Genomic DNA, 26,275 nt, shown 5'->3' on the forward strand with positions numbered 1-26,275 from the left:
CGCTGCATGCGGGGCCTTCTGCCAAGTCGGCTAGAAGGCCCCGCATGGTAGAACGTCTGTAACCATTGGGCACTCGAGTGGTTTCGTTTGCTATTATCTTTAACCATTTCAGTCTGTAAACATGTAAACAGGATCGTCTGGAGCTCGATGAAAAGACCCCGTCGCTCGGTTGCCATTTCGTTGTTTGTCGCGCTTGCGGTGGCGTGCGCCTTTGCCGTAGCGATAGCCGGCTGTTCCGGGTCGAATGACGGAGCCTCGACGTCTGCATTAGAAGGTCTGGATGCCTCGCAGGCCAAAGACGACGACCTTAAGACGCTCAACGTCGGAAGCGACCTCTACCCACCGTTTGTGTATACCGACGAGTACGGCGATATTGTTGGCCTGGATGTCGAGATATTGACCGAGGCGTTGGCCCGCATTGGTTACAAGCCAAAATACCAGCTGATCGACTGGGAAAAGAAGAACGAACTGCTGGCGAGCGGCGAGCTCGATTGTGTTATGGGTAGCTTTAGCATGACGGGTCGCGAAAACGAGTATCGTTGGGCCGGCCCGTACCTTGCGAGCCGCCAGGTGGTCGCGGTCGATCCCCAGAGCGATATCTACACGCTTGCCGATCTTGAGGATAAGATCGTGGCGGTTCAGTCCACCACCAAGCCCGAGGGCATTTTGCTCAATCGCACAAATGAAAGCGTTCCGCAGATCAAGGAACTCTACTGCTTTTCGGACCGTTCATGCCTGAACCCGGCGCTCGTCGAAGGCCTGGTCCACGCCATCGCCGCGCATGAGTCCTTGCTGCTCACCTACGAAAAAGACTATGGCGTAACGTATCGCATTTTGGATGAGCCGCTGCTAGAGGTTGGTTTGGGCACCGCTTTCGATATCAACGATATGCGCGGCATCGACGTCAAGCTCACTCATGCCTACCAAGAAATGCTTGCCGATGGCACCATGGAACGCCTGGTGTCAAAGTACTTCGATGACCCTTCGCCATTTTTGAATGTGGAGGGTCTGTCATGATCGATGCGCCTGACCACGCCGTAGAGGAGCGGGGCAATCGTTCGGCAGGGGCATGGCTCCTTGTCGCTCTGCTGGGGATAGTGCTCTCGGTTGCTGCCGGCATGATGAGCTACGGTTACATGACGGCCCAAGCCGAGCAGCGCTTTGCCGACGTTGTCGATTACGTGGCGACGCAGAGCCTTTCCTACGATGCATTCAATAGCGCCTATACGACCAAAAACCTGATACGCGTTATGGAGATTGCCGGAGAGGCAGCGCGCGATATGGAGCGCGACGGTTCGGTGGATAACGCCATGTTGGAGCAATATGCTGACCAGTTCAACGTGAGTGCACTGATCGTGACGGACGCATCGGGCAATTTGGTGTCCGAGTCCTCGACGGATGGCGTGGGCTACGAGTCGCTCGCTACGTATCTCAAGGAAGCACCCGTGCTGGAGGTGGCAGCCCATCCGCTTAAGTCCTATACCGCCCGCATTACGCTTTCGGATGATTCGGTCGCAGACATTGGCTGCGTAATCCGGCAGGATGACGAGGGCATCGTTGTCGCAGTAAGGCATCAGAGCGCGAAGGCAGTTGCAAGCAATACGCTCAAACTGCAGAGCTTGCTTGATGGCTATGAAACCATCGATAGCGGCAATATCGTGATCGAAAGCGACGGCAAGGTCGTTGCGACCAATGCCGTTGAACCCACCGTATTGGGCGTGTTCGATCTGCCTGCGACGGATGTCTTCATTGTCGACGGTATTAAGGATCGATGCCTGGCTGGTAAGGTCAGATTGGTTAACGCCGACGGCGAGTGGTATTTGGGCACATTTGGAAAAGCGCACAAATTCTATGTGTACACCTATGCCTCGGCGCAGCGCTACTTTGAGGTCGCCGCGGCTGTTGCCGCCGGCGTGCTGGTGCTCTACGGCGGTGTTATAGCCGTTGTTGTGACGGTGCGTCGCCGCGCTGATCGTCGACGTTTGACGGACTTGCTGCAGCAGGAGCGCGACTATGGCGACAAGCTGGCAAAGGCGGCGCGTGAGGCCTCGTCTGCCAACTCGGCAAAGACGGAGTTTCTGCGTCGCATGAGCCACGATCTGCGCACGCCCATCAACGGCATTCGCGGCATGGTCGAGGTCGGCGATGCCAATGCGGACGATCTGCAAAAGCAGACCGAGTGCCGCTCAAAAATCTGGACAGCATCGGGACTGCTGCTCGACCTTGCCAACGAGGCCCTGGATATGAGTCGCCTGGAGAGCGGGCAGGTCGACCTGGAGCTTGTTTCCACAAACTTGGCGACCCTCAACCACGAGGTGCGCGATATTCTGGAGCGCCAGGCCGAGGAGCGTCTGGTGACAATTATCTGCGACCAGCAGACCCTTAATCATCCCTATGCTCGGGTGAGCGTGACGCACCTCAAGCGCTTGTTGCTCAATATTGCCGGCAATGCCGTCAAGTACAACCGCCAGGGCGGCTATGTTCGCCTGGTGTGCCGCGAGGTGGAGCCAGCGGATGGCGTCCCCGTCTATGAATACACGATCGCCGACAACGGTATTGGCATGAGCGAGGAGTTCCAACAGCACCTCTACGAGCCGTTTTGCCGCGAGGAGCAACAGGTGGAAGGCGCTTCATCGGGAACTGGCCTGGGCGCGCCTATCGCAAAACAGTTGGTCGAGCTTATGGGCGGAACCATGAGCTTTACGAGCGTCTTGGGGCAGGGGACGACGTTTACCATCCGCCTGCCGTTTGAGAAATGCAAGCGCTCCGAGATTCCTCAGGCAGTTCGCGCGGATGCGGGCGATGGCGATGCGCTCCAGGGCTTGCACGTTTTGCTCGTAGAGGATAACGATCTGAATGCCGAGATCGCGCAGTTTACGCTCAGCCGTGCCGGTGCCGTCGTGACGCATGCTAAGGATGGCGAGTCTGCCGTTGAGGCGTTTGCCGCGAGCGCACCGCACGAGTACGACGTGGTGTTGATGGACATCATGATGCCTGGCATCGATGGCCTTGAGGCCACGCGTCGGATTCGAGCACTCGATCGCGAGGATGCCGCGACCACGCCGATTATCGCTGTGAGTGCCAACGCCTTTGCCGACGACCGCAGACTTTCGCGCGAGGCGGGCATGGACGCGCACCTGAGTAAACCCGTGAGCTCGCAGGAGCTCGTTGAGGCGCTTGCGCACATAGCTGCCGACGCTTCATAAGCATATGGCCCGGTTCCAAGGTGGGTTGGAACCGGGCCATATTGCTATTTGTGAGTTTTGCTTTTGAGGCTTACTTTTCTTGAATCTGCTTGCCGCAAAGATGCTCAATCGTAATCTCGTAGAGCTGGACGCCCTTAATGTCCTTGGCGATTTCCTCTTCGACTTCCTCGGCGGAAGGGTAGTACTTAAGGGTGAGCTGGCGGACTTTGTCCTCGATAAACGCGGGGGTGTCATTCGCCAGGCGACAGCGGCCAAAGACCACGGTACTCATAACGTAGGGAGCCCAGTCACCGTCCTTGTACCACTCGTTGCCGTAAACGGTAAAGCAGACCTTGTCATCGCGCTTGAGTGCGTCGACCTTGTGGCCGGCCTTGGCGCCATGGAAATAAATCTTGTCGTGCTCGGCGTCGAAGAAGTAGTTGACGGGAATGGCGTACGGGTAGCCATCGTCGCCGTTGACGGCAAAGACGCCGCGCTTGCAGGTGGCGAGCAGTTCGCGCGCTTCCTCGTCGGTGATGGCGCGTTTCTTTCGACGTAAGGGCCTAAACATCGTTGGCGTCCTTTCTGCTGCGTATGGTTGTTGAGCACAAACTATAGCGAAACGGATCCGTTTTTCTTGATGCGGGCGAGTATGTTTTTGAGCTTGTTAAAATCCAGCGGTTTGGACAGATGGGCGTTCATGCCGGCGTCGTGTGCCGCCTTGGCGTCCTCGGCAAAGGCATTGGCGGTGAGCGCGATGATGGGAATGTCGGCTGCATCGACCTTCTCGCTCAGGCGAATCGCGCGGGTTGCCTCATAGCCGTCCATGTCCGGCATCATAATGTCCATCAGAATGGCATCGAAGCTGCCGGCGGGACGGCCAACGTATAGGTCGACCGCTTCGTTGCCATCGGCGGCGCGAGTTACGACAATGCCTTCGCTTTCGAGCAGCGCCTGGGCAATCTCGGCATTGAGCTCGTTATCTTCTGCCAAAAGAACGTTCATGCCGGCAAGCGAGCAGCTGTCTGCTTGCTCGTCCGCGCGTTCTCTTGCCTGAGGGTCTTTGTCGATATCGAGCGGAATCTGGACGTTGAACGTACTCCCCACGCCAACCTCACTCGAAATCTCAATCGTGCCGCCCATCAGTTCAATAAGCGACTTGACGATTGGCATGCCCATGCCGGTTCCTTGGAACTTGCTGCGCGCATCGTCACCTTCTTGGGCAAACGGCTCATAGATATGCTTTAAAAACTTGGGAGTCATACCAATGCCGGTGTCCGAAACGCTAAAGCAAAAGAGAGCGCGCCCGTTATCGAGTGGCTTGGTCTTTGAGCTAAAGGTGACGGAGCCGCCGTGCTTGTTGTACTTAATGCTGTTGTCTAACAGGTTGATCATGATCTGTCGGATATGGGTGGGACTGCCGATCATGTATGGCCCCGTGGCGTACGGCAGACTATTGTCCTGCATTGTGATGCCGTTACTGGACGCGCGGAGCTTGCACAGCACCAGTGTATCGTCACAGAGCTCTTTGAGGTTAAAAGGCGTATGCTCCAGTGTTAGCTTGCGGTCTTCGATTTTGCCCATCTCGAGGATGTCGTTGATCAGCGAGAGCAGGTGATTGGCGGCAACGCGCGCCTTGGCACGGCTTTCGCGGGCGACCTGGATATCGCCTTCCTTCAATTCCTCGATCTCGATAAGGCCCAGGATACCGTTGAGCGGTGTACGGATGTCGTGGCTCATGCGCGTGAGGAATGCCGTCTTAGCGGCGTTGGCGGCATCGGCTTTTTTGCGCTCGGTTCGAGCGCGCACGAGTGCCCAGATGAGCAGGACGATGCCGACCGACAACATACCGATGAGGGCAGCTGCAACGGCGGCACGGTTGCGATAAAGGAATTGAAGCGTGTTGGATTCCTGGGCCGTGTACGACGTGGAGGAGTAATTGCTTGCGGAGAGCGATTCTCCGGCATTGATGATGACCTTGTTGATGATTCCCAACAGCTCGGGTTTTCCGCGCGAAATCCAGCACGAGAGCTCACAGGTGTCAGGGAGCTCGGTCGTCTCGTAGCCTTCGAGATCATAACGGTCGCCGATGGTTTTTACACGTGAACTGGGAGCGACGATGCAGTGTGCCGTTCCCTTCCTGAGGGCGTCGAACGCTTCGTCGGCGGATTGGTATTCGGTCACGGTCGCTGTGGGGAACAGACTTTCGAGTACATTTCGGTTGATAAACGATGATTTGGTGCAGGCGATGTTCTGAAGGTCTTTGTTCAGGTTGCCGCCGGTGTGGATGGCGGTGAGGGACACGGTTCCCAACGATACCGACTGCACAACGCCAGATTGCTCGGCAAACCAGTAATCTCGGTATACCGGCAGCGCAGCGTCGATGCTTCCCTTTGACAGGGCCTTTGACATCATCTTGTAGCTATCAAAGGCGACGGTTTTGACCGTAATGCCAAATTTATCGTGCAACGTCGTCGCAAGCGATGCGAGCGAGCCTTCCATTTTGCCGTCTTCGTCTTCGTTGCAGTAGGGGAGTTTGCCCGTAATGTAGCCAAACGTGATGGTGTTGTCATTTGCTTTGAGCCAGGAACGTTCGGGGCCGTTGAGCGATGATGAACCGCTGTTTTGGGCCGAGTAGTTAGATTTGACTTCGTCGATATAGCGTGGGTTGACGCGGGCGATTGCCGACATGGCGGCATTGATGTCGTCCATCAGGTCGGGGCGGCTTTTGGGGACGGCAAAATAGTAGTCACTCGAGCCAACGTAGAACATGGGGGAGGCATCGGGCGACGAAATGGTGTCGTTCATGATGACGGCATCGACTTCGTCGTTTGCGAGCGCGTCAAAGAGCATGGATCCCCCGTCATACTCCCTGTATGTGCAGGTAATGCCTTCGTTGGCGAGCCACTGCTGGCCAACGAAGGTTTGCATAACGTCGGGGTTGTAGCCGATGGTAAGGCCTTGGAGCGCTTGGGGGTCACCCTTGGTCAGGTCGTCGCGATCGGGCTTGGCGTAGATGTAGTAGCGCTCGGTGCCCTCGGGGTTCGAGGAAAAGAGCAGCTTTTGGGCGCGTTCCTCGGAGTAGGAGATGTTGGGCATGAGGTCGATTTCGCCCGCCTCGAGCATGTCCATAAGCTCGGTGAAGGTGCCGGAGACGTATTCGTACCGCCAGCCGGGCGTGTAGTACGACAGGGTCTGGAGGTACTCGTAACCCCATCCCGAGAGACGCTCGCCGGGGGTGCCGTCCTGGAAGCCCTCGTTGTTGACGAGCCAACCAACGCGGACCGTCTTGACTGGCTGACTAGAGTCATCGGCAAAAGCCTGGACAGGCGCGATAGAACTCAGCACGGCAAGCGCGGCAAGCACAATGGCCAGGGTGCGATATATAACTGAACGAAGGACAGTGGCAGCTCTCACATGTAATCCTAACGAATCGAGACATTACCGCATAAGGATACCAGCTCAACCTGCCCAGTCGGCAGCTGCACCGCTAAACGCTCCCGCCCGGCAGTCATTGGGGACGTTCTTAAATGACTAGTTTCGTTTGCGGGGGAGGCGTGGGACAATACCGAGCGAACGTGATTGGGCGTCTGGGAAAAGGGGTCGCGATGAACAAGTTGAGGACGCTTGCCGACGTGTTGCGCCAGGCTGGCTTTGCGCGCATCACGGGCCTGTTTCTTATCTTCTATCTGCTGTGCTCGACGGCCGTTTGGCTGTCCGAGCCCACGACCCTCACGTTTGGCGATGGCCTGTGGTTTAGCTTTGAGACGGTCTCGACCATCGGCTTTGGTGACATTCCGGCCGAGACACCGGTTGCCCGCGCCATTACCGTCATTCTGAGCGTCATCAGCATCTTCTACATCGCCATGCTCACGGGTGTGGCGGTGAACTACTGCAATACGCTTATCAAGATGCGTCAAAAGGACACCATGGCGCGCTTTATGGATGATCTGGAGCATTTGGAAGAGCTCGATCACGACGAGCTTGCCGATCTTTCGCGTCGCGTGCGCGAGTATCGTCGACGCCAGCGCTAAGACGAACGTCGTGCGCCACAACAGGGGGGCAAATATGAACATCACCGTGTATCTGGGCGCCAACGCTGGCAATGACCCGGTGTTTCTGCCTGCAGTGCGAGAGCTCGGCACGTGGATTGGCTCCAACGGCCACGCGCTGGTATACGGCGGCTCCAAGTCGGGCCTGATGGGTGCGCTCGCCGATAGCGTACTCGAGGCGGGTGGACACGTGACGGGTGTTGAGCCGAGCTTTTTTATCGAGGCAGAGTTTCAACATGACGGTATCGATGACCTCATCGTGACGAGCGATATGGCGGAGCGCAAGGCCAAGATGATTGAGCTCGGCGATGCGTTCATCGCCTTTCCCGGTGGGACGGGCACGCTCGAGGAGATTGCCGAGGTCATGTCCGCGGTGTCGTTGGGACACCTGAGTGCTCCGTGCATCCTGTATAACCTGGACGGTTACTACAACGACCTCAAGGCGCTGCTCGGGCACATGATTGATAAAGGACTTTCGAGCTCGAGGCGCCAGCACGGCATCTACTTTGCCGACGACTTGCGCGAGATTGCCTCGATTATCAACGGATAAGTCTTGAGCCTGCCCCACTATGGCTCCCAATGGTGCCGTTTGCAGCGCAGATGGTTAGCTTGTCTGGGCCACACTCGCTCTACAATAAAACGTATCTATGTCGACTTTGACCGCGGGAGGACCCGATGGATAACCTTGCCAAACCCACAAACCGCGCGCTCTTTTTAGTTAGCGTTGCCGTGACCGGTGCGTTCGCAGGTGCCGCGGTCTGGCTGTTCTTTTTTGCGATGGAGCACGGTATCGACTATCTATGGACCGAGATTCCGCACGCGCTGGGCGTCTCTTCGCCCGAGCTTGCCAGCGGCCCGTTTGGCTTTTTGCCGTACCCGTTTTTTGTCTGCCTGCTGGGCGGCCTGTTAATCGGTCTGTACGAAAAGATGACAGGCACCAAGACCGATGACCTCAACCAGGTGATGGCTAAGGTTAAGCAAGACGGGCGCTACCCGTACGACAACCTGGGCAAGCTTTCGCTCGCGGCATTGCTGCCGCTGCTGTTTGGCGGAAGTATTGGACCGGAGGCCGGCCTGACCGGCGTTATCGCGGGCCTGTGCAGCTGGGTCGGCGACCGTATGCGTCGCTTTGGCGCCGAGTTTAGGGAGCTCACGCTGCTGGGCACCCAGGCTGCCCTGACGGCGCTCTTTACTGCACCCGTCTTTGGCTTTGTGGCACCGCTTGCCGGTAGCGCCGACGGCCAGGGCGAAGACGCCGACGATGAGTCTGCGTCCGGCGAGATCACCATCAAGCTGCCCAAGGCGCAAAAGACGGTGGTCTACGGCATTGCGATTGCCGGCGGTCTAGGCACCTACCTGTTGCTTGGTCAGCTTGTGGGCGGCGGCATGGGCATGCCCAGGTTCGAGTCCGCCGAGGTGGGCAACCTGGAACTTGTCTGGCTCATTCCGCTGGCGTTGGTCGGTACCGTATGCGGTTGGCTGTACTTTGTCTCCGAGCATGCAAGCGAGGCGCTGTCCCATGCCCTAGGGGAGCGCCCTGTCGTCAAGGCCATGCTAGCCGGTCTGGCGCTCGCCATCTGCGGTACGGCTCTGCCCTACACCATGTTTGCCGGCGAGACGCAGGCCGACGTGCTCATGGAAACCTATCTGACCATCCCCGCCGGTGTGCTCATCGCGACCGGTCTTGTTAAGGCCATGCTGACCCCCACCCTCATCAACATGGGCTGGCGCGGCGGCCACTTCTTTCCGGTTATCTTCTCGGGCGTGAGCCTGGGTTATGGCCTTGCCATCCTCACCGGCGCAGATCCGGTCTTTTGCGTCGCCGTCTGCACGGCATCGACGATGGGCGCCGTCATGCGCCAGCCTGTCATGGCTGTGGGCCTGCTGCTTATGTGTTTCCCGCTCAAGGGCATCGTCTGCATGATCATTGCCGCAGCCATCGCCGCCGGCATTCCGCTGCCCAAGCCGCTGCGCAAGTAACGTGGTGGTGCGCGACGGGGACATGCCATTTGTCACGGATTTACGGATGGGCGATTGCGACCGATTGTGGCCAGCATGGGTCAAGTTCCGCGCGGCTACAGATCGCGTGCTCGATAGACCTTGGTGCTGACGGTGCAGCTGATTGCACCTAGCGCGAGGGCCAGTACGGCAATTCCTGCGCACAGACAGCCCAGAACGGCAGGATCGGGATTCACTCCGGCTATCGACATGAGCCAGTTGCTGATGGGGTTGGAGGAGCTCAGCGTGGCCATGGTGCCGCAACCAAGCAGGGCAAACAGGCCAACGGATAGGCGCAGCGCCTCCATGTGTCCAAATCGAAAGAACAGCGGCTGCGCCAAAAACACCATCATGAGGGAGATGAGCATCGATGCTGCCGAGGCGATTGCGATTTCAAAGGCCGTCTGTCCCGTCGAAGGAATGCCCGCGCTGTTGAAGAGCGGGATGGCGACGATACTCAAAAGCGTAGCTGCACATGCCATGACGGCGGAGAAGGCAATAACGCTCAGGTAGCGTGCGCAGATGATGTCTTTGCGCGAGAAGGACAGCGTTGCGCGATAGCGTTCCCATCCGTTTTGATTGTCGTAACCGGCCAGTGAGTTCATGAATAGGATGGGCGACATGGCACTGACGGCGCAGGCGCCGGCGCTCATGCCGGAGTCGCCACCCGACGTGTTGGCAAGCGTCAGCACAACGAATATGAACAGGCCGACGCCCGCGATGCTCGGGATGAGCGTGCGAACGATGGCGAGCTCGGACATAAAGGCGCGTTTCATTTCGAAGCCCCTTTCAGCATGAGGCGCAGATAGTCATCAATGGTTGCCCGATCGCAGGGAATCTCGGGGAAGGCCTCGAGCGTTTCGCGACGGTTGGGCACGAGCACGTCCACGCTATAGGCGTGGTGGACGGCACGGGCGCCTTCGACGCAAGCCATAAGCTCGGCGGCCTGCGCTTGGGTGCAGTGGGCGATGCCGGCGCGGTCGGTAATATCCTCGCGCGGCAGGTCAAACACAATCGAACCGTTATCGATACAGATGACGCGGTCGGCGGCGCGATCGAGGTCGGACGTAATATGGCTCGAGAGCAGCACGCTGTGCTGGCCGTCGGCGACAAAGGCAAGCAGCTCATCAAGCAGTTCCTCGCGTGCCATGGGATCGAGGCCCGCGGTGGCTTCGTCCAAAACGAGCAGCTTGGCATTGTGGCTGAGTGCACAGGCAAGCTGCAGTTTCATGCCCATGCCGCGGGAGAGGTCCTTGACCTTTGTCTTGGAATCGAGGCCAAATCGGTTGATGAATCCGGCGAACGTTTCGCGGTCCCACGTGGGGTACGCCGGGCCTACGAGCGACTCGATCTGGCCCACCTTGAGCGTGGAGGGGAAGGGGCACGTGTCCAGCACGAGGCCGACGCGAGTACGCAGACAACGCTGCGTCTCATCGGGCGCGTCGGCGCCACAGCGCTGCCCAAACAGGTGCACTTCGCCGGCATCGAGTTTGATAAGCCCAAGCGCGACGCGAATGGTCGTGGTTTTGCCGGCGCCATTTGCGCCCACAAAGCCAACGATCTGGCCAGGCTCCACGACAAGCGTGACGTCGCGCAGTGAAAAGCGGTCGCTCACACGGCGTGAGATATCTTTGAGTTCTAGCAACTTTTGCATGGTATAGCCTTTCTTGCAGATGGCTACTGCATGGTTTCGGGGGCTACGAGGTCGAGCATTTCGTGCAGCTTGTCGCGCGTGACGCCCAAGGCTTCGGCTTGGCTTGCCGCTTTCGCAAGCAGCTCTTCGATATGGCAGAGCTGGTTTTCGCGTAAAAGCTCCTGGTTGCCCTCGGCGACAAAACAGCCCTTGCCCTGCACGGTGCAGATAAAGCCGAGCTGCTCCAGATCGGCGTAGGCGCGCTTAGTGGTGATGACGCTCACGCCAAGATCGCTCGCGAGTGCACGGATGCTGGGGAGTTTGGCTCCCGCAGCGAGCGTGCCCGAAAGGATCTGAGCTTTGACCTGCGAGGATATCTGTTCGTAGATGGGCTTATCGCTCGAATTGGATAGGATGATGTCCACAGCGGCTCCTTAGCTGTTGGGCTACACGTGTATATAACCGGTAAGCACAGTATATATACACTATGCACAGTTATGCAAGAGGTAAATAGGGATTGTCCGCTCGTTCGTTCATCTCAATCTGTAACATCTGGAGCCGATTTGGACGGCTACCTGTTATAGATTGAGATTTTGCTGGCGGGCCCCACCTAGTTGTCTCAATCTGTAACAACTGGAGAAGTTATTGGCTGCTAGATGTTACAGATCGAGACATTGGCCACCCGTCTATCCTTATATCTCAATCTGTAACAGATGGACCCGTTTTGAGTGGCTAGATGTTACAGATTGAGATCTTTCTGGGACGCCCAACTGTTTGTCTAAATCTGTAACAGGTAGAGGTTCAAAAACCGTCTAGATGTTACAGATCGAGACAAACTGCTGCGGAGTGCCGCCATCGACTGCTACCCCATGCCCCATCTGATGAATTTGTCCTGATAGGTGCCCTAGAGCGGGATTTCGCGGCTACAATAGTGCGGTTACAACGACGTAATGCACTCAATGCAAGAAAGGATCCGCATGGCAAGCCTGTCGGATGAAATCTCGTCGCGCCGCACATTCGCGATCATCAGCCACCCGGACGCCGGTAAGACCACACTTACCGAGAAGCTGCTGCTCTATACCGGCAGCATCCAGACCGCCGGATCGGTCAAGGGCAAGAGCTCGGCCAAGCATGCCGTCTCGGACTGGATGGACATCGAGAAGGAGCGCGGTATTTCCGTTACCTCCTCGGTTCTGCAGTTCACCTACAACGGCGCCTGCGTCAACATCCTCGATACCCCCGGCCACCAGGACTTCTCGGAGGATACCTACCGTACCCTTATGGCCGCCGACGCCGCGGTCATGGTCATCGACGGCGCCAAGGGCGTCGAGGCCCAGACCAAAAAGCTCTTTAAGGTCTGCACGCTGCGTCACATTCCCATCTTCACCTTTGTGAACAAGCTCGACCACGAGGCTCGCGATCCGTTTGAGCTCATGGAAGAGATCGAGAACGTCCTGGGTATCAATACGTATCCCATGAACTGGCCGATCGGCAGCGGGCGCAACTTCCGCGGCGTGTTCGATCGTCAGACCCGTCGCGTTATCGCCTTTGAGGGCGACGGCCACGCCAACGCCACCAAGAAGGTCGCCGAGGTCGAGGCCGAGCTGGGCGATCCTTCCATGGACGAGCTTATCGGCGAGGAGAACCATAAGAACCTGATGGACGACATCGAGCTGCTCGATGGCGCCGGCGACGAGCTCGACTTGGATGCCGTAGCCTGCGGCAAGCTGAGCCCGGCGTTCTTTGGCTCGGCGCTCACCAACTTTGGCGTGGAGCCCTTCCTCAAGGAGTTCCTGCGTCTGGCCCCGACGCCGCGCGCCTATACCGATACGCTCACCAGTGAACCGGTCGATCCCTGCCGCGACGACTTTAGCGGCTTTGTGTTTAAGATCCAGGCCAACATGGACAAGAACCACCGCGACCGTATCGCCTTTGTGCGCATTTGCTCGGGCAAGTTCGAGCGCGGCATGGATGCCTTCCACGTGCAGGGCAACCGCAAACTTAAGCTTGCCACGGGCACCTCGATGATGGCCGATGACCGCGCCATCGTGGACGAGGCGTACGCGGGCGATATCGTGGGCCTGTTCGACCCGGGTATCTTTAGCATCGGTGACACCGTGTGCTCCGGCAAGCGCCACGTGCAGTATCCGCAGATCCCGACGTTTGCCCCCGAGATGTTCGCTCGTATTACGCAGGTCGACACGCTCAAGCGCAAGCAGTTCGTCAAGGGTATGGAGGAGCTTGCCCAGGAGGGCGCCATCCAGATCTTCCGCGAGCTGGGTGCCGGCATGGAGAGCGTCATCGTGGGCGTGGTCGGCGTGCTGCAGTTTGAGGTACTCGAGCGCCGCCTCAAGGCCGAGTACCGTGTTGAGGTTCGTCGCCAGCCGCTGCCCTATACGGACATCCGCTGGATCCAGAACGACCCCGATACCATCGATATCCCGGGCCTTTCGCTCACGCGCGACACGTTGCGCGTCGAGGACATGCGCGGCGGCAAGCTGCTGCTGTTCACGAGCCCGTGGAACGTGGATTGGGCAACCGACCACAACCCCGACCTTATCCTGTCGGAGTTTGGCAACGTGGCCTTTTAACGCATCGACGCGGTGGCCCTGCGGGACTGCCGCGCCGTTTGCTTGCCTGATGCCGTGTGAGCGGCTATCATACCCACCGTCGTCTCAAGACCGAGACGTCCGAGCAGTTCGGGTCCGATATCCTGCTCGTTAAACCTAAAACCAAAGGAGTACATAATGATCAAGAAGGTCATGGAGGACTATAAGGTCCTGTTGCGGAGCATTCCCGCGGCAACGGTTTCGCTGTTTTTCGTGAGCGTCATCATGATGAACCTGCTGGCCAACAAAGAGCTTATCAGCCTGCCGTATCTGGCGCTCGACTGTGGCTTTGTGGTGAGCTGGGTCTCGTTTTTGTGCCAGGACATGATCTGCAAGCGCTTTGGCGCCAAGGCATCCATCAAAATCTCTATCCTCGCGCTGCTGGTCAACCTGGCCGTGAGCCTGTGCTTTTGGGCATGCTCGCTCACGCCCGGCATGTGGGGCGCCTACTACGACACGGGCATGATCGAGGTCAACACCGCCCTTAACGCCACCATCGGCGGCACCTGGTACGTGGTGCTGGGCTCTTCGCTGGCCATGCTCGTCTCTGCCGTGGTTAACTCCACGCTCAACCAGTCGCTCGGCCGTATGCTCAAGAAGAATAACTTTGCGAGCTTTGCCTTCCGTTCCTATGTGTCCACGGGTGTTGGCCAGTTTATCGACAACCTGGTCTTTGCCATTGTGGTGAGCCACACGTTCTTTGGTTGGACCTGGGTGCAGGTCCTTATGTGCTCGCTGACGGGTGCCATCGCCGAGCTGCTGTGCGAGGTCTTCCTGAGCCCCGTGGGCTATAAGGTCGTGCGCGGCTGGGAGCGCGAGAATGTGGGTTCCGAGTACCTCGAGCGCCACGCAACCGCCTAAGGAGCAAGTATGCGGGTTTTGATCACGGGCGCTTCGGGCGGTATCGGAGCCGCGTGCGTGCAGCGCTTTTTGGATGAGGGCCACGAGGTTGTGGGCTTTGATCTTTTGCCATCGACGATCGAACACGAGCGCTACCGCCATCTGATCGTTGATGTCCGCAAGCCGGACGCGTTTCCAGACGACCTTGAACCCCAGGTAATCGTGAACGTTGCCGGTACGCAGGATTCGGCCGACGACATCGCCGCCAACCTGTGTGGCACCATCAACGTGACCGAGCGCTATGCCTTTGTGGGGGAGGGGCTTGCCGCCAAGCCGGCGCCGACTATCAAATCCGTGGTCAATGTGGGGTCGGCGAGTGGGCATACGGGATCGGAGTTTCCCGCCTATGCCGCCAGCAAGGGCGGCGTTATCGCCTACACCAAGAACCTTGCAAACCGTCTGGCGCCGCAGGCCATCGCCAACAGTGTGGACCCGGGCGGCGTTATCACGCCGCTCAACCGTTGCGTGATGGAAGACGAGCACCTGTGGAACCAGATTATGGAGCTCACGCCGCTTAGGCGCTGGGCCACCGCCCAAGAGATCGCCGAGTGGATCTACTTTGTGGGCGTGACCAACCGGTTTATGACCGGGCAGAGTCTGCTGATCGATGGCGGCGAGGCCGGTCGCACACAATTTATTTGGCCCGAATAGAAAACGCGCCCGATGGAAAGCCGTCGGGCGCGTTTTTGATGTATCGATTTTTAGCCGAGGCAAGTCCAGTTGACGGGGGCCGAGCCGTGCTGTTCGAGTAGCCGATTGGCTGCCGAGAAGGGGCGCGATCCCATAAAGGCGGGGAGTTCTGCCGTGGCACGGTTGGCCGAAAGCGGCGAGGGGTGCGTGGATGCCAGGCAGAACTTGCCGGTTGCCTTGCCCGCACCGGTCGCGGCGAGCTTGCCTTCGACCATCTGCTGGGCAAAGCGGCCCCATGCCAAAAAGACTACCGGTTGGGGCAGCCGACAGCAGCGTTCGATAACGTAGTCGGTCAGGGTGCTCCAGCCCAGTTTGGCGTGCGAGTTCGCGGCATGCTCGCGCACGGTGAGCGTAGTGTTGAGGAGCAAGACGCCCTGCTGTGCCCATGGCGTTAGGTCTCCCGTGGCGGGAATGGGGCAGTCCAGATCGGCATTGAGTTCCTTGTAGATGTTGCGCAGGCTCGGCGGCAACTTGGTTTGCGTCACGGGAACCGAGAACGACAGTCCCATGGCCTGGTTAGGTCCGTGATAAGGGTCCTGACCCAAGATGACAACTTTGACCTGGTCGGCCGGCGTGTAGACGAGGGCATTGAGGATGTCGTCTTGTGCCGGGTAGATGGTCTGCTCGGCACGCAAAAGGGCGATGCGCTCGAGCAGCTGGTTCGTCGTGTCACATACCGGCTGCGGCGCATCGCCCAACCAGGTTGCTATGTTGCGGTCGCGGGTCGCGGCGTCCATGGGGCTCCTTTACGTCAGATGCTCTGTTTGCATCTATTGTAAAGGCGCACCGGTTGCCTTTATGCCACGGCTGTATGAAGAGCGGGGTCTACGAGACGTGCTCGGGCGCTCCCGCCATGCGAGCCTGTCCATGCGCGCGGAAGCGCGGGAGCTCGACGGTTGCCACCATGACGCCGGTGAGGATGAGGGCGGCGCCAAAGAAGGCGATGGGGCTCAGGACCTCGCCAACCAAGAAGAACGAAAAGATGGCGGAGCAGACCGGCTCGAGCGAGAAGGCGAAGCCAGTGGTCTCGGCGGGCACGTGGGGCTGCACGAGCGTCTGGGTGATAAAGCCGTAGGCAGAGCAGATGAGCGCGAGCGCGACGACGACCACGATCTCGCCCGGCGTGCTGGGAAGCGTGAAGCCGCCAAAGGTGAATGCCGCGACGCCCGAGAACAAACCGCCAAAGCCCAGCTGCCAAACGCCCAGGGACAGCGGATCGACTTCTTCGACAAAGCGCTTGGCCACGATAATGTGGCTGGCATAGATAAAGGCCGAGAGCAGCATGATGATTGCGCCGGGATTCAGGCTGGTAAAGTCGGCGCCCGAGAGCAGCAGCATGCCGCAGGTGACGATAGCCGTGCCGATGAGCACCTTGCGCTCGGGGGCGCGACGCAGCAGAGCTGCGTTGGCAAACGGCACGATCACGACCGTCAGGCTCTGCAAAAAGCCGGCAGTGGAGGCAGAGGTGAGACTGGAGCCCAGGCACATGCAGGTGAGCTCGGTTGCCATAATGGCGCCGATGATGGCGGCACGGACCATAAGGTCGCGGTTGATGCGGAAAGCGCGCTTGTGGAAGAGCAGCAGGCAGGCAACAAAGGCGATGATGCAGCGCAGCGCAACGATGCTCGTGGCGTTCATGCTGTCCATGCCGATCTTCATGAGGGGGTACGAAAAGCCCCATGCGACGGGAACGGAAAATGAGAGCGCGATTGCTTTTTTGCGATCCATGGGACTCCTTTTGTTACAGAACGGTTTCGTAAAAAGGATTCTGCTCTCAGATGTGGATGTAGTAAAGCGAATGTATCTTCAGTATGATTAAGAAATGCTAAAGTGGGTGCGAAAAGCGCTGACAAAACGTTTTACGGCTACATCGATGGGGAGGCACGATGGCATCGCGGTATCAGATTGTTTGTATGGTGGTCGATCGCGGCAGCCTGAAACGTGCGGCGGACGAGCTGGGCTATACGCAAAGTGCGGTGAGCCAGGCTGTCAAGGCGCTCGAGCGCGAGTTGGGCACCACGCTTATCGAGCGCGGAAAGCAGGGCGTTTCGCTTACGCGCGACGGTAAACAATATCTGCCGTACCTGCGCCAGATTGTGACCGCCGAGGCCGAGCTCGAGGGCAAGCGCCAGGAGCTGCTGGGGCTTTCGTCGACCGATATTCGCATCGCGACGTTTACCAACGTGAGTCGTACCGTGCTGCCGCGTGTGATCCGCGACTTTGGAGCGCTGCACCCGGGTGTGCACTTTACCCTCAAGCAGGGCGATTACACGCGCAACGCCCAGTGGGTGCACGATGGCGTGGTTGACTTTTGCTTTACGGCGCGCGGATTTACCGCTGGGCTCGAGAAGCGCGTGGTCTATCACGACGAGTTGGTGGCATTGTTGCCGGCCGCGCATCCGCTGGCGGCAAAGGAAAAGATGACGCTCGCCGACCTGGCGTCCGAGCCGTTTGTGCTGCTGGATGAGGGCGAACAGAGCCTGGTGCTCGATGCATTCGCGGCGCATGGGCTGTCGCCGCACGTGACGAGCGAGGTCACCGACGACTACACCATTATGGCGATGGTGGAGGAGGGCCTAGGCGTGAGCATGCTCTACCGTCGTACTGTGGAGGGCATGCAGGCCGATATTCGCGTGCGGCCCATCGTGCATGCTCCCTCGCGCGACGTGGTGGCCGCCTGGCGCAGCTGGGACACCATGCCCATCGCCACGAGGCGCTTTATCGACTATATGAGCTCGCATATTGTCAATTAATGACTGGCGTGGCGTTGAGTGCGGTGTTTAGCGGGCTGTCGCTTTGGCTTGGGTGGCGCGATAGGTGCGTGCCGGGTGGCAAAGTAGCACCGCTACGACCATAAAGAACGCCGTGGTGCCCAGGCTGATGGGGTAGACCATCATGATGTTCGCAAAGGTGCGGAAGTGCGGGAACACGCAGAACACCCAATAGAAGCGGATACCGCAGACGCAGATCATGGTGATGAGGGCGGGCGTGAGCGAGATACCAAAGCCGCGCAGGTAGCCTGACATGTTTTCGTAGAACATGCTAAAAGCGTACGCCGGGAAGATCGAGCACACGCGGATATAGCCAATCGAGACGATGTTGGGATCGCTGTTGAACAGCGATAGGATCTCGCGCCCCAGGCCGACAATAACGATAATCGTGGTGAGTGCAACGATACCGCCTTCGACCAGGCAGACCTTGAGCGTCTTGGTGCAGCGGTCGATCTGGCGGGCACCGTGGTTTTGTCCCACAAAGGTGGTGCAAGCTTGGCTAAAGCTGTTGAGCAGGTTGTAACACACGTACTCCAGGCTCATGGCGGCGCTCGATGCCGCCATGACCTCGGTGCCCAGGCTGTTGATGGCAGACTGGATGATGATGTTGGCGACGGCAAAGACAGCGCTTTGGATGCCGGCGGGCAGGCCGATCTTGACGATGCGCTTGAGGGCGACGGGGTCGATAGCCAGGTCGCGTGGGGTGACGCGGACGACGGAGTCGGTCTTGAGCAGGCGGATAAAGAGCGTTGCGGCGCTGACGGTGTAGGCGATGGCGGTGGCGATGGCGACGCCCGCGACGCCCCAGTGGAGTACAGGGACAAAGAAGAGGTCCAGGCCAATGTTGAGGACGGTGGACACGGCGAGCGCCTGCAGCGGCATGCGGGTGATGCCGACGGAGCGGAAGATCGCGGCCTCAAAGTTGTAGAGCAAAATCGAGGGCATGCTGAGCAAAAAGACGCGTAGATAGAGTGAGGCGAGCGGCATGGTCTCGGCGGGAACGTTGAGCGCGGCGAGCATGGGCTCGGCAAAGATCTCGCCCAGCGCGATGACGACAAAGCCCACGAGTGCCATTAAAATCGAGGTATGGACGGCGCGTTTGACCATGTTCTGATCGTTGCGGCCGATAGCGTTGGCGATGACCACATTTGAGCCAAGCGACATGCCGATAAACAGGTTGAGCATAAGACTGGTAAGCGGAACATTGGAGCCGACCGCCGCCATGGCAAGGGTTCCCTGGTCGCCCGAGAAATTACCAATGATGACCGTGGCGATGAGGTTCGACAGCTGCTCCAAGATGCTCGTGGCGGCCACGGGGAAGGCGAACAGGGGAACATTGCGCCACAGCGATCCGGTGGTCATGTCAATGTGCTTAGATGCGGTGTCAGCCATACGCTCTCAATCTCTAACATGCTATTTTGTGCTTATTTGCGCAGACGATGATACTCCTAATCGACTAGTCATGGGGGACGTTCTAAAACGACTAGTCATTCAAGAACGTCTCCAATGACTAGGTGGGGAAGGCGTGCGACAATGGTGGGCGTTGTGTAGTCCGCGCTAAGGAGTTGCCATGTTGTTGTGTCCCGTTTGCCATGAGCCGCTGGTGGATGACGAACGCGGTGCTGTGTGCGCGGGCGGACACCGGTTTGACCGTGCGCGCGAGGGCTATCTATATCTGCTGCGCTCGTCCAAGAGCGGCGACTCCATGGGCGATCCCAAGTCGCAGGCACGCAGCCGTCGCGACTTTCTGAACCGTGGATACTACGCGCCGTTGCGCGATGTGATGGTCGAGCTGGTGCGCAAGCAGGCGTCTGGGCGCGCCGCGTCTACGAATGGCCCCATGACGCTGCTCGATATTTGCTGTGGCGAGGGCTACTACACCAGCGCCATGGGCGCGGTGCCGGGCGTGGACGCTTACGGGTTCGACTTGGGCAAAGAGATGGTGCGCCTGGCCGCCAAGCGCGGCGATGCGACCTATTTTGTGGCCAACATGAAGGATATCCCCGTGGCCGATGGTGCCTTCGATATGGTGACCGAGCTCTTTGCTCCCTTTAACGAGCGCGAGTTTGCCCGCGTACTGGCGCCCGAGGGCTCGCTCTACACCGTCGTGCCAGGTGCACGTCATCTGTTTGGGCTTAAGGAAGTGCTCTACGATACGCCGTACCTTAACGACGAGAAGCTGCCGCAGACCACCGAGCTCGAGTTGGTCGGAACGCAGCGGGTGTCTGCGAACATTACGCTCCAGACCCAGGCAGACATTGAGGCGGTGTTCCAGATGACGCCGTACTACTACCGCACACGACCTGCCGATAAAGAGCGCCTGGCAAACCTGGACACCCTTCAAACTGACATCGACTTCATCATCGCCGAGTACCGCCACTAACCTGCCAAAAAGGGACAGGTTTATTTTGGTAGGTTTTATCTGGGCAAACGTAAAGGGCCGACCACGTTGCTGCGCGATCGGCCCTTTTCAGTTGCTTGGTTGCAGAGGTTATGAGAAGCGAGCGCTTACAGGCGGTCCTTGTTCTCGGCCTTAACGGCGTGCGCCTGCTGAACAAAGAACAGGTCGTACACCACGATGACAAAGGTGACGATATTGACGGAGCTGCCGCCGAGCGCGGGAAGCGTGAGCACGGCCTGCGCAATCGTGGCGATTGCGGCAACGATACCGAGCTTAAACGCGCCATCCACCTGCGAAGGCTTGTTGGCGCCCTTGATGCCCGCAACGCCTGCGGCGAGATCGATGAGGCCCTTGGCGACCAGCACGACCGCAGCGGGTATGGCGTTCGACCCGTACGTGGAATCGAGGTTGCCGGTCGCGGTGCCGGCGATTCCAATGACGAGGCTGACGATGCCCAAAACAAAATAGATGAGGGCAAGGATTTTGAGAGTCTTACGAGCGGCGCTCATAGCTGGTCCTTTCGATGCGGGCGCGGAGAATCTGTCGCACCCAGGTTGCGGCACATATCGTGAAGCACATTGTAGTTCAACGGGGCGATGCATGCGTTTGAAAGCGTCTCTTGCCTGTACGGTCCAACCTTTCAAAAAGGAAAGCTGGACGTAAGCCAAATCGATGGCAGCCCATGTGCGGCGCTGCGATGATGAGGCCGTAACAAGGAGCTGGTCTCAAGGAGGAGTCATGATGTACGGAGCAGGGCAAGTGCGTGAGCCGCGGTCGTTGGGAAGGCGCATGGGTGATTCTGTGATCGCTGCCGTGTGCACGGGATTGATGGCGGTGCTTTGCATTGCGATGCTGTGGACCATGTCGCATGTGGGACAATAGCGAACGGTTGGGTGCCGACACAAACGGCGCTCACGTATTCGCTTTGCTTGCTAAGGAGTGCCCATGGGCGTCGTCGATCCCTTTTCTGTTGCTCGGGCCGCGGGGCTTGAGCTGATCGGGAAGTCCGAGGGTCTTACGCTCACCGACGGCACGATGGAGCTGCGTGCCGATTTTACCCGCATGCTTCCACGACTCAAGCAGGGCCGTCTGCAGCAAGAACTGCTGGTAAAGGCTGCGCGCGTAAAAGGCATCGAGCGCCCATGGGCGATTGACGCTACGGCAGGCTTTGGCGAGGATTCGCTGCTACTGGCGGCCGCGGGCTTTACCGTCGATCTGTATGAACAGGATTGCGTGATCGCGGCGCTCCTCAAGGATGCTTTGGATCGCGCGGCAGATGATCCGGCGCTTGCGACAGCCGTGGCGCGCATGCGCTTACATGCGGGCGAGGACAGCATTGTCGGCCTTCGCCATACAGCTGATCTGATCGGGCGGGGCGAGCTCGCCGCTCCCGACGTGGTGTATCTGGACCCCATGTTTCCCGAGCGCACCAAGAGCGCGGCGGTCAAAAAGAAGTTCCAGCTCTTGCACCATTTGGAACAGCCGTGTACCGATGAGGAAACGCTGGTCGAAGCTGCGCTTGCGGTGCACCCGCGCAAGGTCGTTATCAAGCGACCGGTGAAGGGGCCACTGCTTGCCGGCGTTAAGCCGAGCTATCAGCTCGCGGGCAAGGCCGTTCGCTACGATGTTTTGGTGCCGCCGCGCCCGTAGTTTGCGTGCGATGGCTGGCACTCCGTCAGTGCCGTGCCGATGCGGCGCCTATTTCCAAGGGTGCGACGTCAGGTGCCATCCACCGCAGTATTCGCATTTGTAGCAGGCCAAACCGCGCCGTCCGCGGTTTTCGCAGTCGGCCATAACTGCCTCGGCCTCGGCGCGCGTGTCGTAACGGTTTTTGCGCTCGCACGACTTGTAGCGCCAGGCTTCATCGCGCTCGGCGTCTAGTGCGTCGCGGCGCTCGTCTTCGCGTGCAAACAGGTCGTTCATATCGCCGCCCGTGGCAGCGCCCAAAAACTCGCTTTTGGCTTTTGACCAGGCGGCTCGCTTTTTGCTACCCATCTGCTTCGCGCCCTTCTCAAAACGTTGGTATCATTGCTCAATCAAAGTGATACCAATAAACGTGAGGTCGCCGCGTGATGATCAGAAAAACCCTCGATACCGACATTCCCGCCGTCATGGCTGTCTATGACGCGGCCCGCGCCTTTATGCGCGCGCATGGCAACGCCACGCAGTGGCCCGAGGGCACGCCTTCTGCCGAGCAACTGGCTGCCGATATCGCCGCTGGTGGCAGCTATGTGTGTGAAGTCGACCGTCGCGTGGTGGCGACGTTTGCCTTTTTACCGGGCCCGGACGAGTGCTATGACGTAATTGAGGACGGTCAATGGCGTAGCGACGCTCCGTACGCCGTGCTGCACCGTGTGGCATCCGATGGCACCGTGCACGGTATCGCGGCTGCGATGTTTGCCTTTGCCAAGGAGCGTGCCGATCACCTGCGCATCGACACGCATCAGGACAACCTGCCCATGCAGGGTGCGAGCCTCAAGGCCGGGTTTAAGCGTGCCGGCGTCGTGCATGTGTCGGACGGCACGCCGCGTGTTGCGTTTGACTGGCTGCGCGAGGCATAAGAGCAAGGGCGCGTGTCAACAATTCGCACGAACGAAAATGGCCCGGGCGGGGCCATTTTCGTTCGCTGCGCTGTTTTGAAAGCCGGCTTTCGCAAGGCGCGAACCTACGAAAATCGCCGCGCGGCAACGCGGGGCGATGAGCTCGGTCGGGGGATAGGGCCCGCTTCGCCCGCCGGCCCGTAAATTGTATCATCCAGTGTGGAGCGTGAACGCCCGTTGCCGCGTGCGATGGGCTTGTAATAAGAGGAGAGCCATGTCGAAGCAAGCGGTCGTTGGAATCTTGGCGCATGTCGATGCTGGCAAGACCACGTTGGCCGAGGCCATGCTGTTCAACGCGGGTCGCATTCGCAAGCGCGGCCGCGTGGACGATGGCGATTCGCATCTGGACACTAATGCAATCGAGCGCGAGCGTGGCATCACGATTTTCTCGTCGCAGGCCGTGCTCGACCACGGTGATACCCATGTCATGCTCGTGGATGCGCCGGGGCATGTCGATTTTTCTGCCGAGGCGGAGCGCACATTGCGCGCGCTGGACTACGCGATTATAGTCGTGGGCGCCAACGATGGCGTGCAGGGGCATACCGAAACTCTGTGGCGCCTGCTTGCACGCTATGACATCCCGACGTTCATCTTCATCAACAAGATCGATTTGGAAAATCCCGGCCGCGATGTTTTGCTGGCACAACTTGGGCAACGTCTTTCCGAGGGCTGCCTGGATGCCAACGAACTGCTGGCGGGCGGCGCCGTTCAGGAGGACGCTGCTGCGTTGGACGAAGCGGCACTCGAGGAGTTTCTTGAAGCGGGTGAGCTTTCCGTCGCAACGCTGTCGCGCATGGTTGCCGAGCGCAAGCTCTTTCCCTGCTTTGCCGGCTCGGCGCTCAAGGACCAGGGCGTGGACGAGCTGCTGGATGGTATATGCGCGCTGATGCGTGAACAGGCGTGGCTCCCGGAGTTTGCCGCGCGCGTCTATCGTGTCAGCCGCGGGGATCGCGGAGAGCGCTTGGCATGGGTTAAGGTGACCGGCGGCACGCTGCATGCCAAGCAGATGATTGCCGGACGTTCCGGTGCCGAGGCATGGGAGCAGAAGGTCGATCAGGTACGCATCTATAACGGCGATAAGTATGAGCTTGCCCAAGAAGTTGCTGCTGGCGGTATTTGCACCGTGACGGGTCTTGCGCACGTTCGCCCGGGGGACGCCCTGGGCGCGGAGCCTGCGGGCGATGCGCCTGTCATTGCGCCGGTCCTCACCTATACGGTGCTTCCGGGCGAACACGATGTCCACGCGGTGTTCAAAGCGCTGACTGAGTTAGCGGGCGAAGATCCCATGCTCGGCGTAAGCTGGAATACGCATCTGGAGCAGATTCACCTGCAGTTGATGGGCGCCGTGCAACTCGAGGTCGTGCAGCGGGTGTTGGCCGATCGCTTTGGCCTTTCGGTTGCGTTTGAGTCTGGCGGCATTCTCTATAAGGAGACTATTTCGCAGCCGGTCGAGGGCGTGGGCCACTTTGAGCCGCTGCGCCACTATGCCGAGGTGCATCTGCGTCTGGAGCCGTTGCCAGCGGGTTCGGGCGTGCAGTTTGGCACCGTGACCTCGACCGACGAGCTCGATCTTAACTGGCAGCGTTTGGCGCTCACCAACGCTATGGAGCGCGATCACCTGGGCGTGCTGACCGGCTCGTCCATCACCGATGTGCGCATTACGCTCACGGGCGGCCGCGCGCATGCCAAGCACACCGAGGGCGGCGATTTTCGCCAGGCCACGTATCGCGCGATTCGCCAGGGTTTGATGCAGGCGCGCGAGGCCGGCGCGGCTGTGCTGTTGGAGCCGTGGTATCGCTTTGAGCTCGAGGTGCCGGGGGAGTGCGTGGGCCGGGCGCTCTCGGATGCCACGCGCATGGGTGCCGAGTACGAGCCGCCGACGATGGCGGGCGATCGGGCAAAGCTTGTGGGTCGCGTGCCGGCATCCGAGGTGCAGGATTACGCGCTGGAGGTGGCCGCCTACACGAGCGGTCGCGGGCATCTGTACCTAGAGTTCGCCGGCTATGCGGCTTGTCATGATGCCGAGCGCGTAATCGAGACGGCCGCCTATGAGCCCGAGGCCGATCTGCCCAACACGCCCGACTCGGTCTTTTGCTCTCACGGCGCCGGCTACACGGTCAAATGGTATGACGTGCCCGCCGCAGCGCACGTAAAGATCGATCCCGCCACCTTCCGTCCCTGGCGAGCAGCAGACGCCGAGTTTTTCGGCCATAGGTGATAGAAGGGCGGCCTCTTTGTCACCTGCTGTTGGTATAACTCGGTATAAGTTGGTATAACTATAGGCAGCGTTTGCCAATCCGAGGAGGCCGACATGAATCCAAATCCCTTTAAGCCCACGGCTGGCAAGCGGCCTCCGATACTCATCGGCCGCGAGTCGGTCATCGAAGATTTCGAGGAAGGACTCGATAACGGCGCCGGAGCGCCGGGTAGGCTCATGCTCATTACGGGAAACCGCGGCTGTGGCAAGACAGTTCTCCTGCGGGAGCTGCAACGTCTAGCCAATGAGCGCGGATGGGCGGTTGTCTCCGATTCCGCTTCGCTTGGCTTATGCGATCGCTTGGCCGACGCGCTTCGCTCGAATAAACCCGTTGTGACGTCAATGGAGCTCGGTCCGTCGTTTGGCCGGATGTCGGTCGAGGCGGCGCGAGCAAAGGGCGAGACATTGAGAGGGCTGGTCAACGAGCGCCTCAAGAGGCTCGGTCCAGGCAAGGGCATACTGTTTGCGATTGACGAAGCGCAATCGGCGTCTATCGAGGAACTGGCGGCTCTTGCCGTTCTCTATCAGCAGGTGCTCGGAGATCAAGATGCCACGGGCTTGCCCGATAGCGACCAGCGCGGTCTTGCGCTGGTTTTTGCCGGCTTGCCCAGTATGGTTGATGACTTGCTCGAAGAGCCGAGCGTGACGTTTTTGCGACGTGCCCAGCAGCGTACGCTGGGGGCTATCTCTTTGCCCAAGGTGCGTGATTCATATATCCAGACGGTCAAAGACGCTGGCCTTTACGTTGACGCGGAGACAGCGGACCTTGCGGCGCGCAAGAGCATGGGACATCCTTACATGGTTCAGCTGGTGGGATATTACATGTGGCGCTCTGCTGTCCGGCGTGGCTCGCAGGTCATCGAAGTGTGCGATGTCGAGGCTGGCCATACGGACGCTGTCTCCGAGTTCTACGAAGCAGTTGACGCGCCCCTGTATTATGGGCTGCGCAGTCCGCAACGCCTCTTTATCGAGGCCATGGCTGCTGACGAGGGTAAGCCGACGCGCATGGCAGACATCATTGAGCGTTGCGACCGCACCCAAAGCTGGGCGAGTAAATATCGCGCAAGCCTGATTCGCGAGCGCGTCATCGAGGCTGCCGGATACGGCCTCGTCCGGTTTACCGTGCCCATGCTGGGCGCGTACATTCGCGATCGAGTTTTATGGCATGAGTAGGGTGAT

Annotated in this window: 24 protein-coding genes; 14 read left to right on the forward strand and 10 right to left on the reverse strand. The window is 59.3% G+C overall.

Annotated elements, in window-relative coordinates; all coding sequences use genetic code 11:
- Window positions 1-147: 147 nt before the first annotated feature.
- Together AAAV44_RS04370 and AAAV44_RS04375 are read left to right on the forward strand one after the other, a co-directional pair.
- Window positions 148-1,017, forward strand: coding sequence for a transporter substrate-binding domain-containing protein (locus AAAV44_RS04370; RefSeq protein WP_349114739.1), 870 nt, complete (start codon window positions 148-150; stop codon window positions 1,015-1,017).
- Window positions 1,014-3,206, forward strand: coding sequence for a response regulator (locus AAAV44_RS04375; protein WP_349114740.1), 2,193 nt, complete (start codon window positions 1,014-1,016; stop codon window positions 3,204-3,206). The genes AAAV44_RS04370 and AAAV44_RS04375 overlap by 4 nt, the downstream gene beginning before the upstream one ends.
- 70 nt (window positions 3,207-3,276) lie before the next feature.
- Here AAAV44_RS04375 and AAAV44_RS04380 read toward each other — a convergent pair whose 3' ends face one another.
- On the reverse strand, window positions 3,277-3,756 hold the full coding sequence (locus AAAV44_RS04380; RefSeq protein ID WP_349114741.1) for a pyridoxamine 5'-phosphate oxidase family protein: 480 nt from the start codon (window positions 3,754-3,756) through the stop codon (window positions 3,277-3,279).
- A 41-nt stretch (window positions 3,757-3,797) separates the two neighbouring features.
- Entirely contained in the window at window positions 3,798-6,602 is a 2,805-nt protein-coding gene (locus tag AAAV44_RS04385; protein ID WP_349114742.1) for a transporter substrate-binding domain-containing protein, read from the reverse strand.
- Window positions 6,603-6,793: 191 nt separating this feature from the next.
- Here AAAV44_RS04385 and AAAV44_RS04390 point away from each other — a divergent pair, with 191 nt between their 5' ends.
- From AAAV44_RS04390 to AAAV44_RS04400, 3 genes are all read left to right on the forward strand, one after another.
- Complete coding sequence (locus tag AAAV44_RS04390; protein ID WP_260699011.1) at window positions 6,794-7,219, forward strand: potassium channel family protein; 426 nt, start codon at window positions 6,794-6,796, stop codon at window positions 7,217-7,219.
- A gap of 34 nt (window positions 7,220-7,253) precedes the next feature.
- Window positions 7,254-7,787, forward strand: coding sequence for a TIGR00730 family Rossman fold protein (locus tag AAAV44_RS04395; protein WP_349114743.1), 534 nt, complete (start codon window positions 7,254-7,256; stop codon window positions 7,785-7,787).
- Between the two features lie 125 nt (window positions 7,788-7,912).
- Window positions 7,913-9,217, forward strand: coding sequence for a chloride channel protein (locus AAAV44_RS04400; RefSeq protein ID WP_349114744.1), 1,305 nt, complete (start codon window positions 7,913-7,915; stop codon window positions 9,215-9,217).
- A gap of 95 nt (window positions 9,218-9,312) precedes the next feature.
- On the opposite strand, the gene AAAV44_RS04405 is transcribed toward AAAV44_RS04400, so the two are convergent.
- From AAAV44_RS04405 to AAAV44_RS04415, 3 genes are read right to left on the reverse strand one after another with little or no spacing between them, the layout of a single operon-like run.
- Entirely contained in the window at window positions 9,313-10,011 is a 699-nt protein-coding gene (locus AAAV44_RS04405; protein WP_349114745.1) for an ABC-2 transporter permease, read from the reverse strand.
- A complete protein-coding gene (locus tag AAAV44_RS04410) occupies window positions 10,008-10,889 on the reverse strand; it encodes an ABC transporter ATP-binding protein (RefSeq protein WP_349114746.1) in 882 nt (293 codons plus the stop codon). The genes AAAV44_RS04405 and AAAV44_RS04410 overlap by 4 nt, the downstream gene beginning before the upstream one ends.
- A gap of 23 nt (window positions 10,890-10,912) precedes the next feature.
- The gene (locus tag AAAV44_RS04415) at window positions 10,913-11,293 is read right to left on the reverse strand and encodes a GntR family transcriptional regulator (protein ID WP_349114747.1); all 381 of its coding nucleotides are present in this window, start codon (window positions 11,291-11,293) and stop codon (window positions 10,913-10,915) included.
- 552 nt (window positions 11,294-11,845) lie between these two features.
- On the opposite strand from AAAV44_RS04415, the gene AAAV44_RS04420 reads away from it, so the two are divergent.
- The 3 genes from AAAV44_RS04420 (at window position 11,846) to AAAV44_RS04430 (ending at window position 15,028) form a co-directional block, all read left to right on the forward strand.
- Window positions 11,846-13,459 (forward strand): peptide chain release factor 3, encoded by a 1,614-nt coding sequence (locus AAAV44_RS04420; RefSeq protein WP_055286676.1) that lies wholly within the window; start codon window positions 11,846-11,848, stop codon window positions 13,457-13,459.
- Between the two features lie 156 nt (window positions 13,460-13,615).
- Window positions 13,616-14,338 (forward strand): VUT family protein, encoded by a 723-nt coding sequence (locus AAAV44_RS04425; RefSeq protein WP_349090899.1) that lies wholly within the window; start codon window positions 13,616-13,618, stop codon window positions 14,336-14,338.
- Between the two features lie 9 nt (window positions 14,339-14,347).
- Window positions 14,348-15,028 carry an SDR family oxidoreductase gene (locus AAAV44_RS04430; RefSeq protein ID WP_349114749.1) on the forward strand — a complete coding sequence of 227 codons (681 nt, stop codon included), beginning with the start codon at window positions 14,348-14,350 and terminating at the stop codon, window positions 15,026-15,028.
- A 50-nt stretch (window positions 15,029-15,078) separates the two neighbouring features.
- Here AAAV44_RS04430 and AAAV44_RS04435 read toward each other — a convergent pair whose 3' ends face one another.
- Window positions 15,079-15,804: a uracil-DNA glycosylase gene (locus AAAV44_RS04435; RefSeq protein WP_349114750.1), complete on the reverse strand. Its 726-nt coding sequence runs from the start codon at window positions 15,802-15,804 to the stop codon at window positions 15,079-15,081.
- 88 nt (window positions 15,805-15,892) lie between these two features.
- Window positions 15,893-16,795, reverse strand: a complete 903-nt coding sequence (locus AAAV44_RS04440; RefSeq protein WP_349114751.1) for a DMT family transporter — start codon at window positions 16,793-16,795, stop codon at window positions 15,893-15,895.
- A gap of 158 nt (window positions 16,796-16,953) precedes the next feature.
- On the opposite strand from AAAV44_RS04440, the gene AAAV44_RS04445 reads away from it, so the two are divergent.
- Window positions 16,954-17,820, forward strand: a complete 867-nt coding sequence (locus tag AAAV44_RS04445) for a LysR family transcriptional regulator (protein ID WP_349114753.1) — start codon at window positions 16,954-16,956, stop codon at window positions 17,818-17,820.
- A 27-nt stretch (window positions 17,821-17,847) separates the two neighbouring features.
- Here AAAV44_RS04445 and AAAV44_RS04450 read toward each other — a convergent pair whose 3' ends face one another.
- A complete protein-coding gene (locus tag AAAV44_RS04450; protein ID WP_349114754.1) occupies window positions 17,848-19,230 on the reverse strand; it encodes an MATE family efflux transporter in 1,383 nt (460 codons plus the stop codon).
- Window positions 19,231-19,408: 178 nt separating this feature from the next.
- Here AAAV44_RS04450 and AAAV44_RS04455 point away from each other — a divergent pair, with 178 nt between their 5' ends.
- The gene (locus tag AAAV44_RS04455; protein ID WP_349114756.1) at window positions 19,409-20,221 is read left to right on the forward strand and encodes a putative RNA methyltransferase; all 813 of its coding nucleotides are present in this window, start codon (window positions 19,409-19,411) and stop codon (window positions 20,219-20,221) included.
- 125 nt (window positions 20,222-20,346) lie between these two features.
- Here AAAV44_RS04455 and AAAV44_RS04460 read toward each other — a convergent pair whose 3' ends face one another.
- Entirely contained in the window at window positions 20,347-20,748 is a 402-nt protein-coding gene (locus AAAV44_RS04460) for a hypothetical protein (RefSeq protein WP_349114757.1), read from the reverse strand.
- Between the two features lie 436 nt (window positions 20,749-21,184).
- Here AAAV44_RS04460 and AAAV44_RS04465 point away from each other — a divergent pair, with 436 nt between their 5' ends.
- Window positions 21,185-21,889, forward strand: a complete 705-nt coding sequence (locus AAAV44_RS04465; RefSeq protein ID WP_349114759.1) for a class I SAM-dependent methyltransferase — start codon at window positions 21,185-21,187, stop codon at window positions 21,887-21,889.
- Window positions 21,890-21,937: 48 nt separating this feature from the next.
- Here the strand turns inward: AAAV44_RS04465 and AAAV44_RS04470 are convergent, their stop codons facing one another.
- Complete coding sequence (locus AAAV44_RS04470; protein ID WP_349114760.1) at window positions 21,938-22,234, reverse strand: hypothetical protein; 297 nt, start codon at window positions 22,232-22,234, stop codon at window positions 21,938-21,940.
- Between the two features lie 77 nt (window positions 22,235-22,311).
- Between AAAV44_RS04470 and AAAV44_RS04475 the strand changes: the two genes are divergently transcribed.
- The 3 genes from AAAV44_RS04475 to AAAV44_RS04485 all read left to right on the forward strand — a co-directional run bounded on the left by AAAV44_RS04475 (window position 22,312) and on the right by AAAV44_RS04485 (window position 26,269).
- A complete protein-coding gene (locus tag AAAV44_RS04475) occupies window positions 22,312-22,800 on the forward strand; it encodes an N-acetyltransferase (protein WP_349114761.1) in 489 nt (162 codons plus the stop codon).
- A 253-nt stretch (window positions 22,801-23,053) separates the two neighbouring features.
- On the forward strand, window positions 23,054-25,057 hold the full coding sequence (locus AAAV44_RS04480; protein ID WP_349114762.1) for a translation factor GTPase family protein: 2,004 nt from the start codon (window positions 23,054-23,056) through the stop codon (window positions 25,055-25,057).
- A gap of 93 nt (window positions 25,058-25,150) precedes the next feature.
- Complete coding sequence (locus tag AAAV44_RS04485) at window positions 25,151-26,269, forward strand: ATP-binding protein (RefSeq protein ID WP_349114763.1); 1,119 nt, start codon at window positions 25,151-25,153, stop codon at window positions 26,267-26,269.
- Window positions 26,270-26,275: the final 6 nt, after the last annotated feature.

Origin of the sequence: Collinsella sp. CLA-AP-H1 (genome assembly GCF_040092945.1) — a bacterium.
Taxonomy (GTDB): Bacteria; Actinomycetota; Coriobacteriia; order Coriobacteriales; family Coriobacteriaceae; genus Collinsella.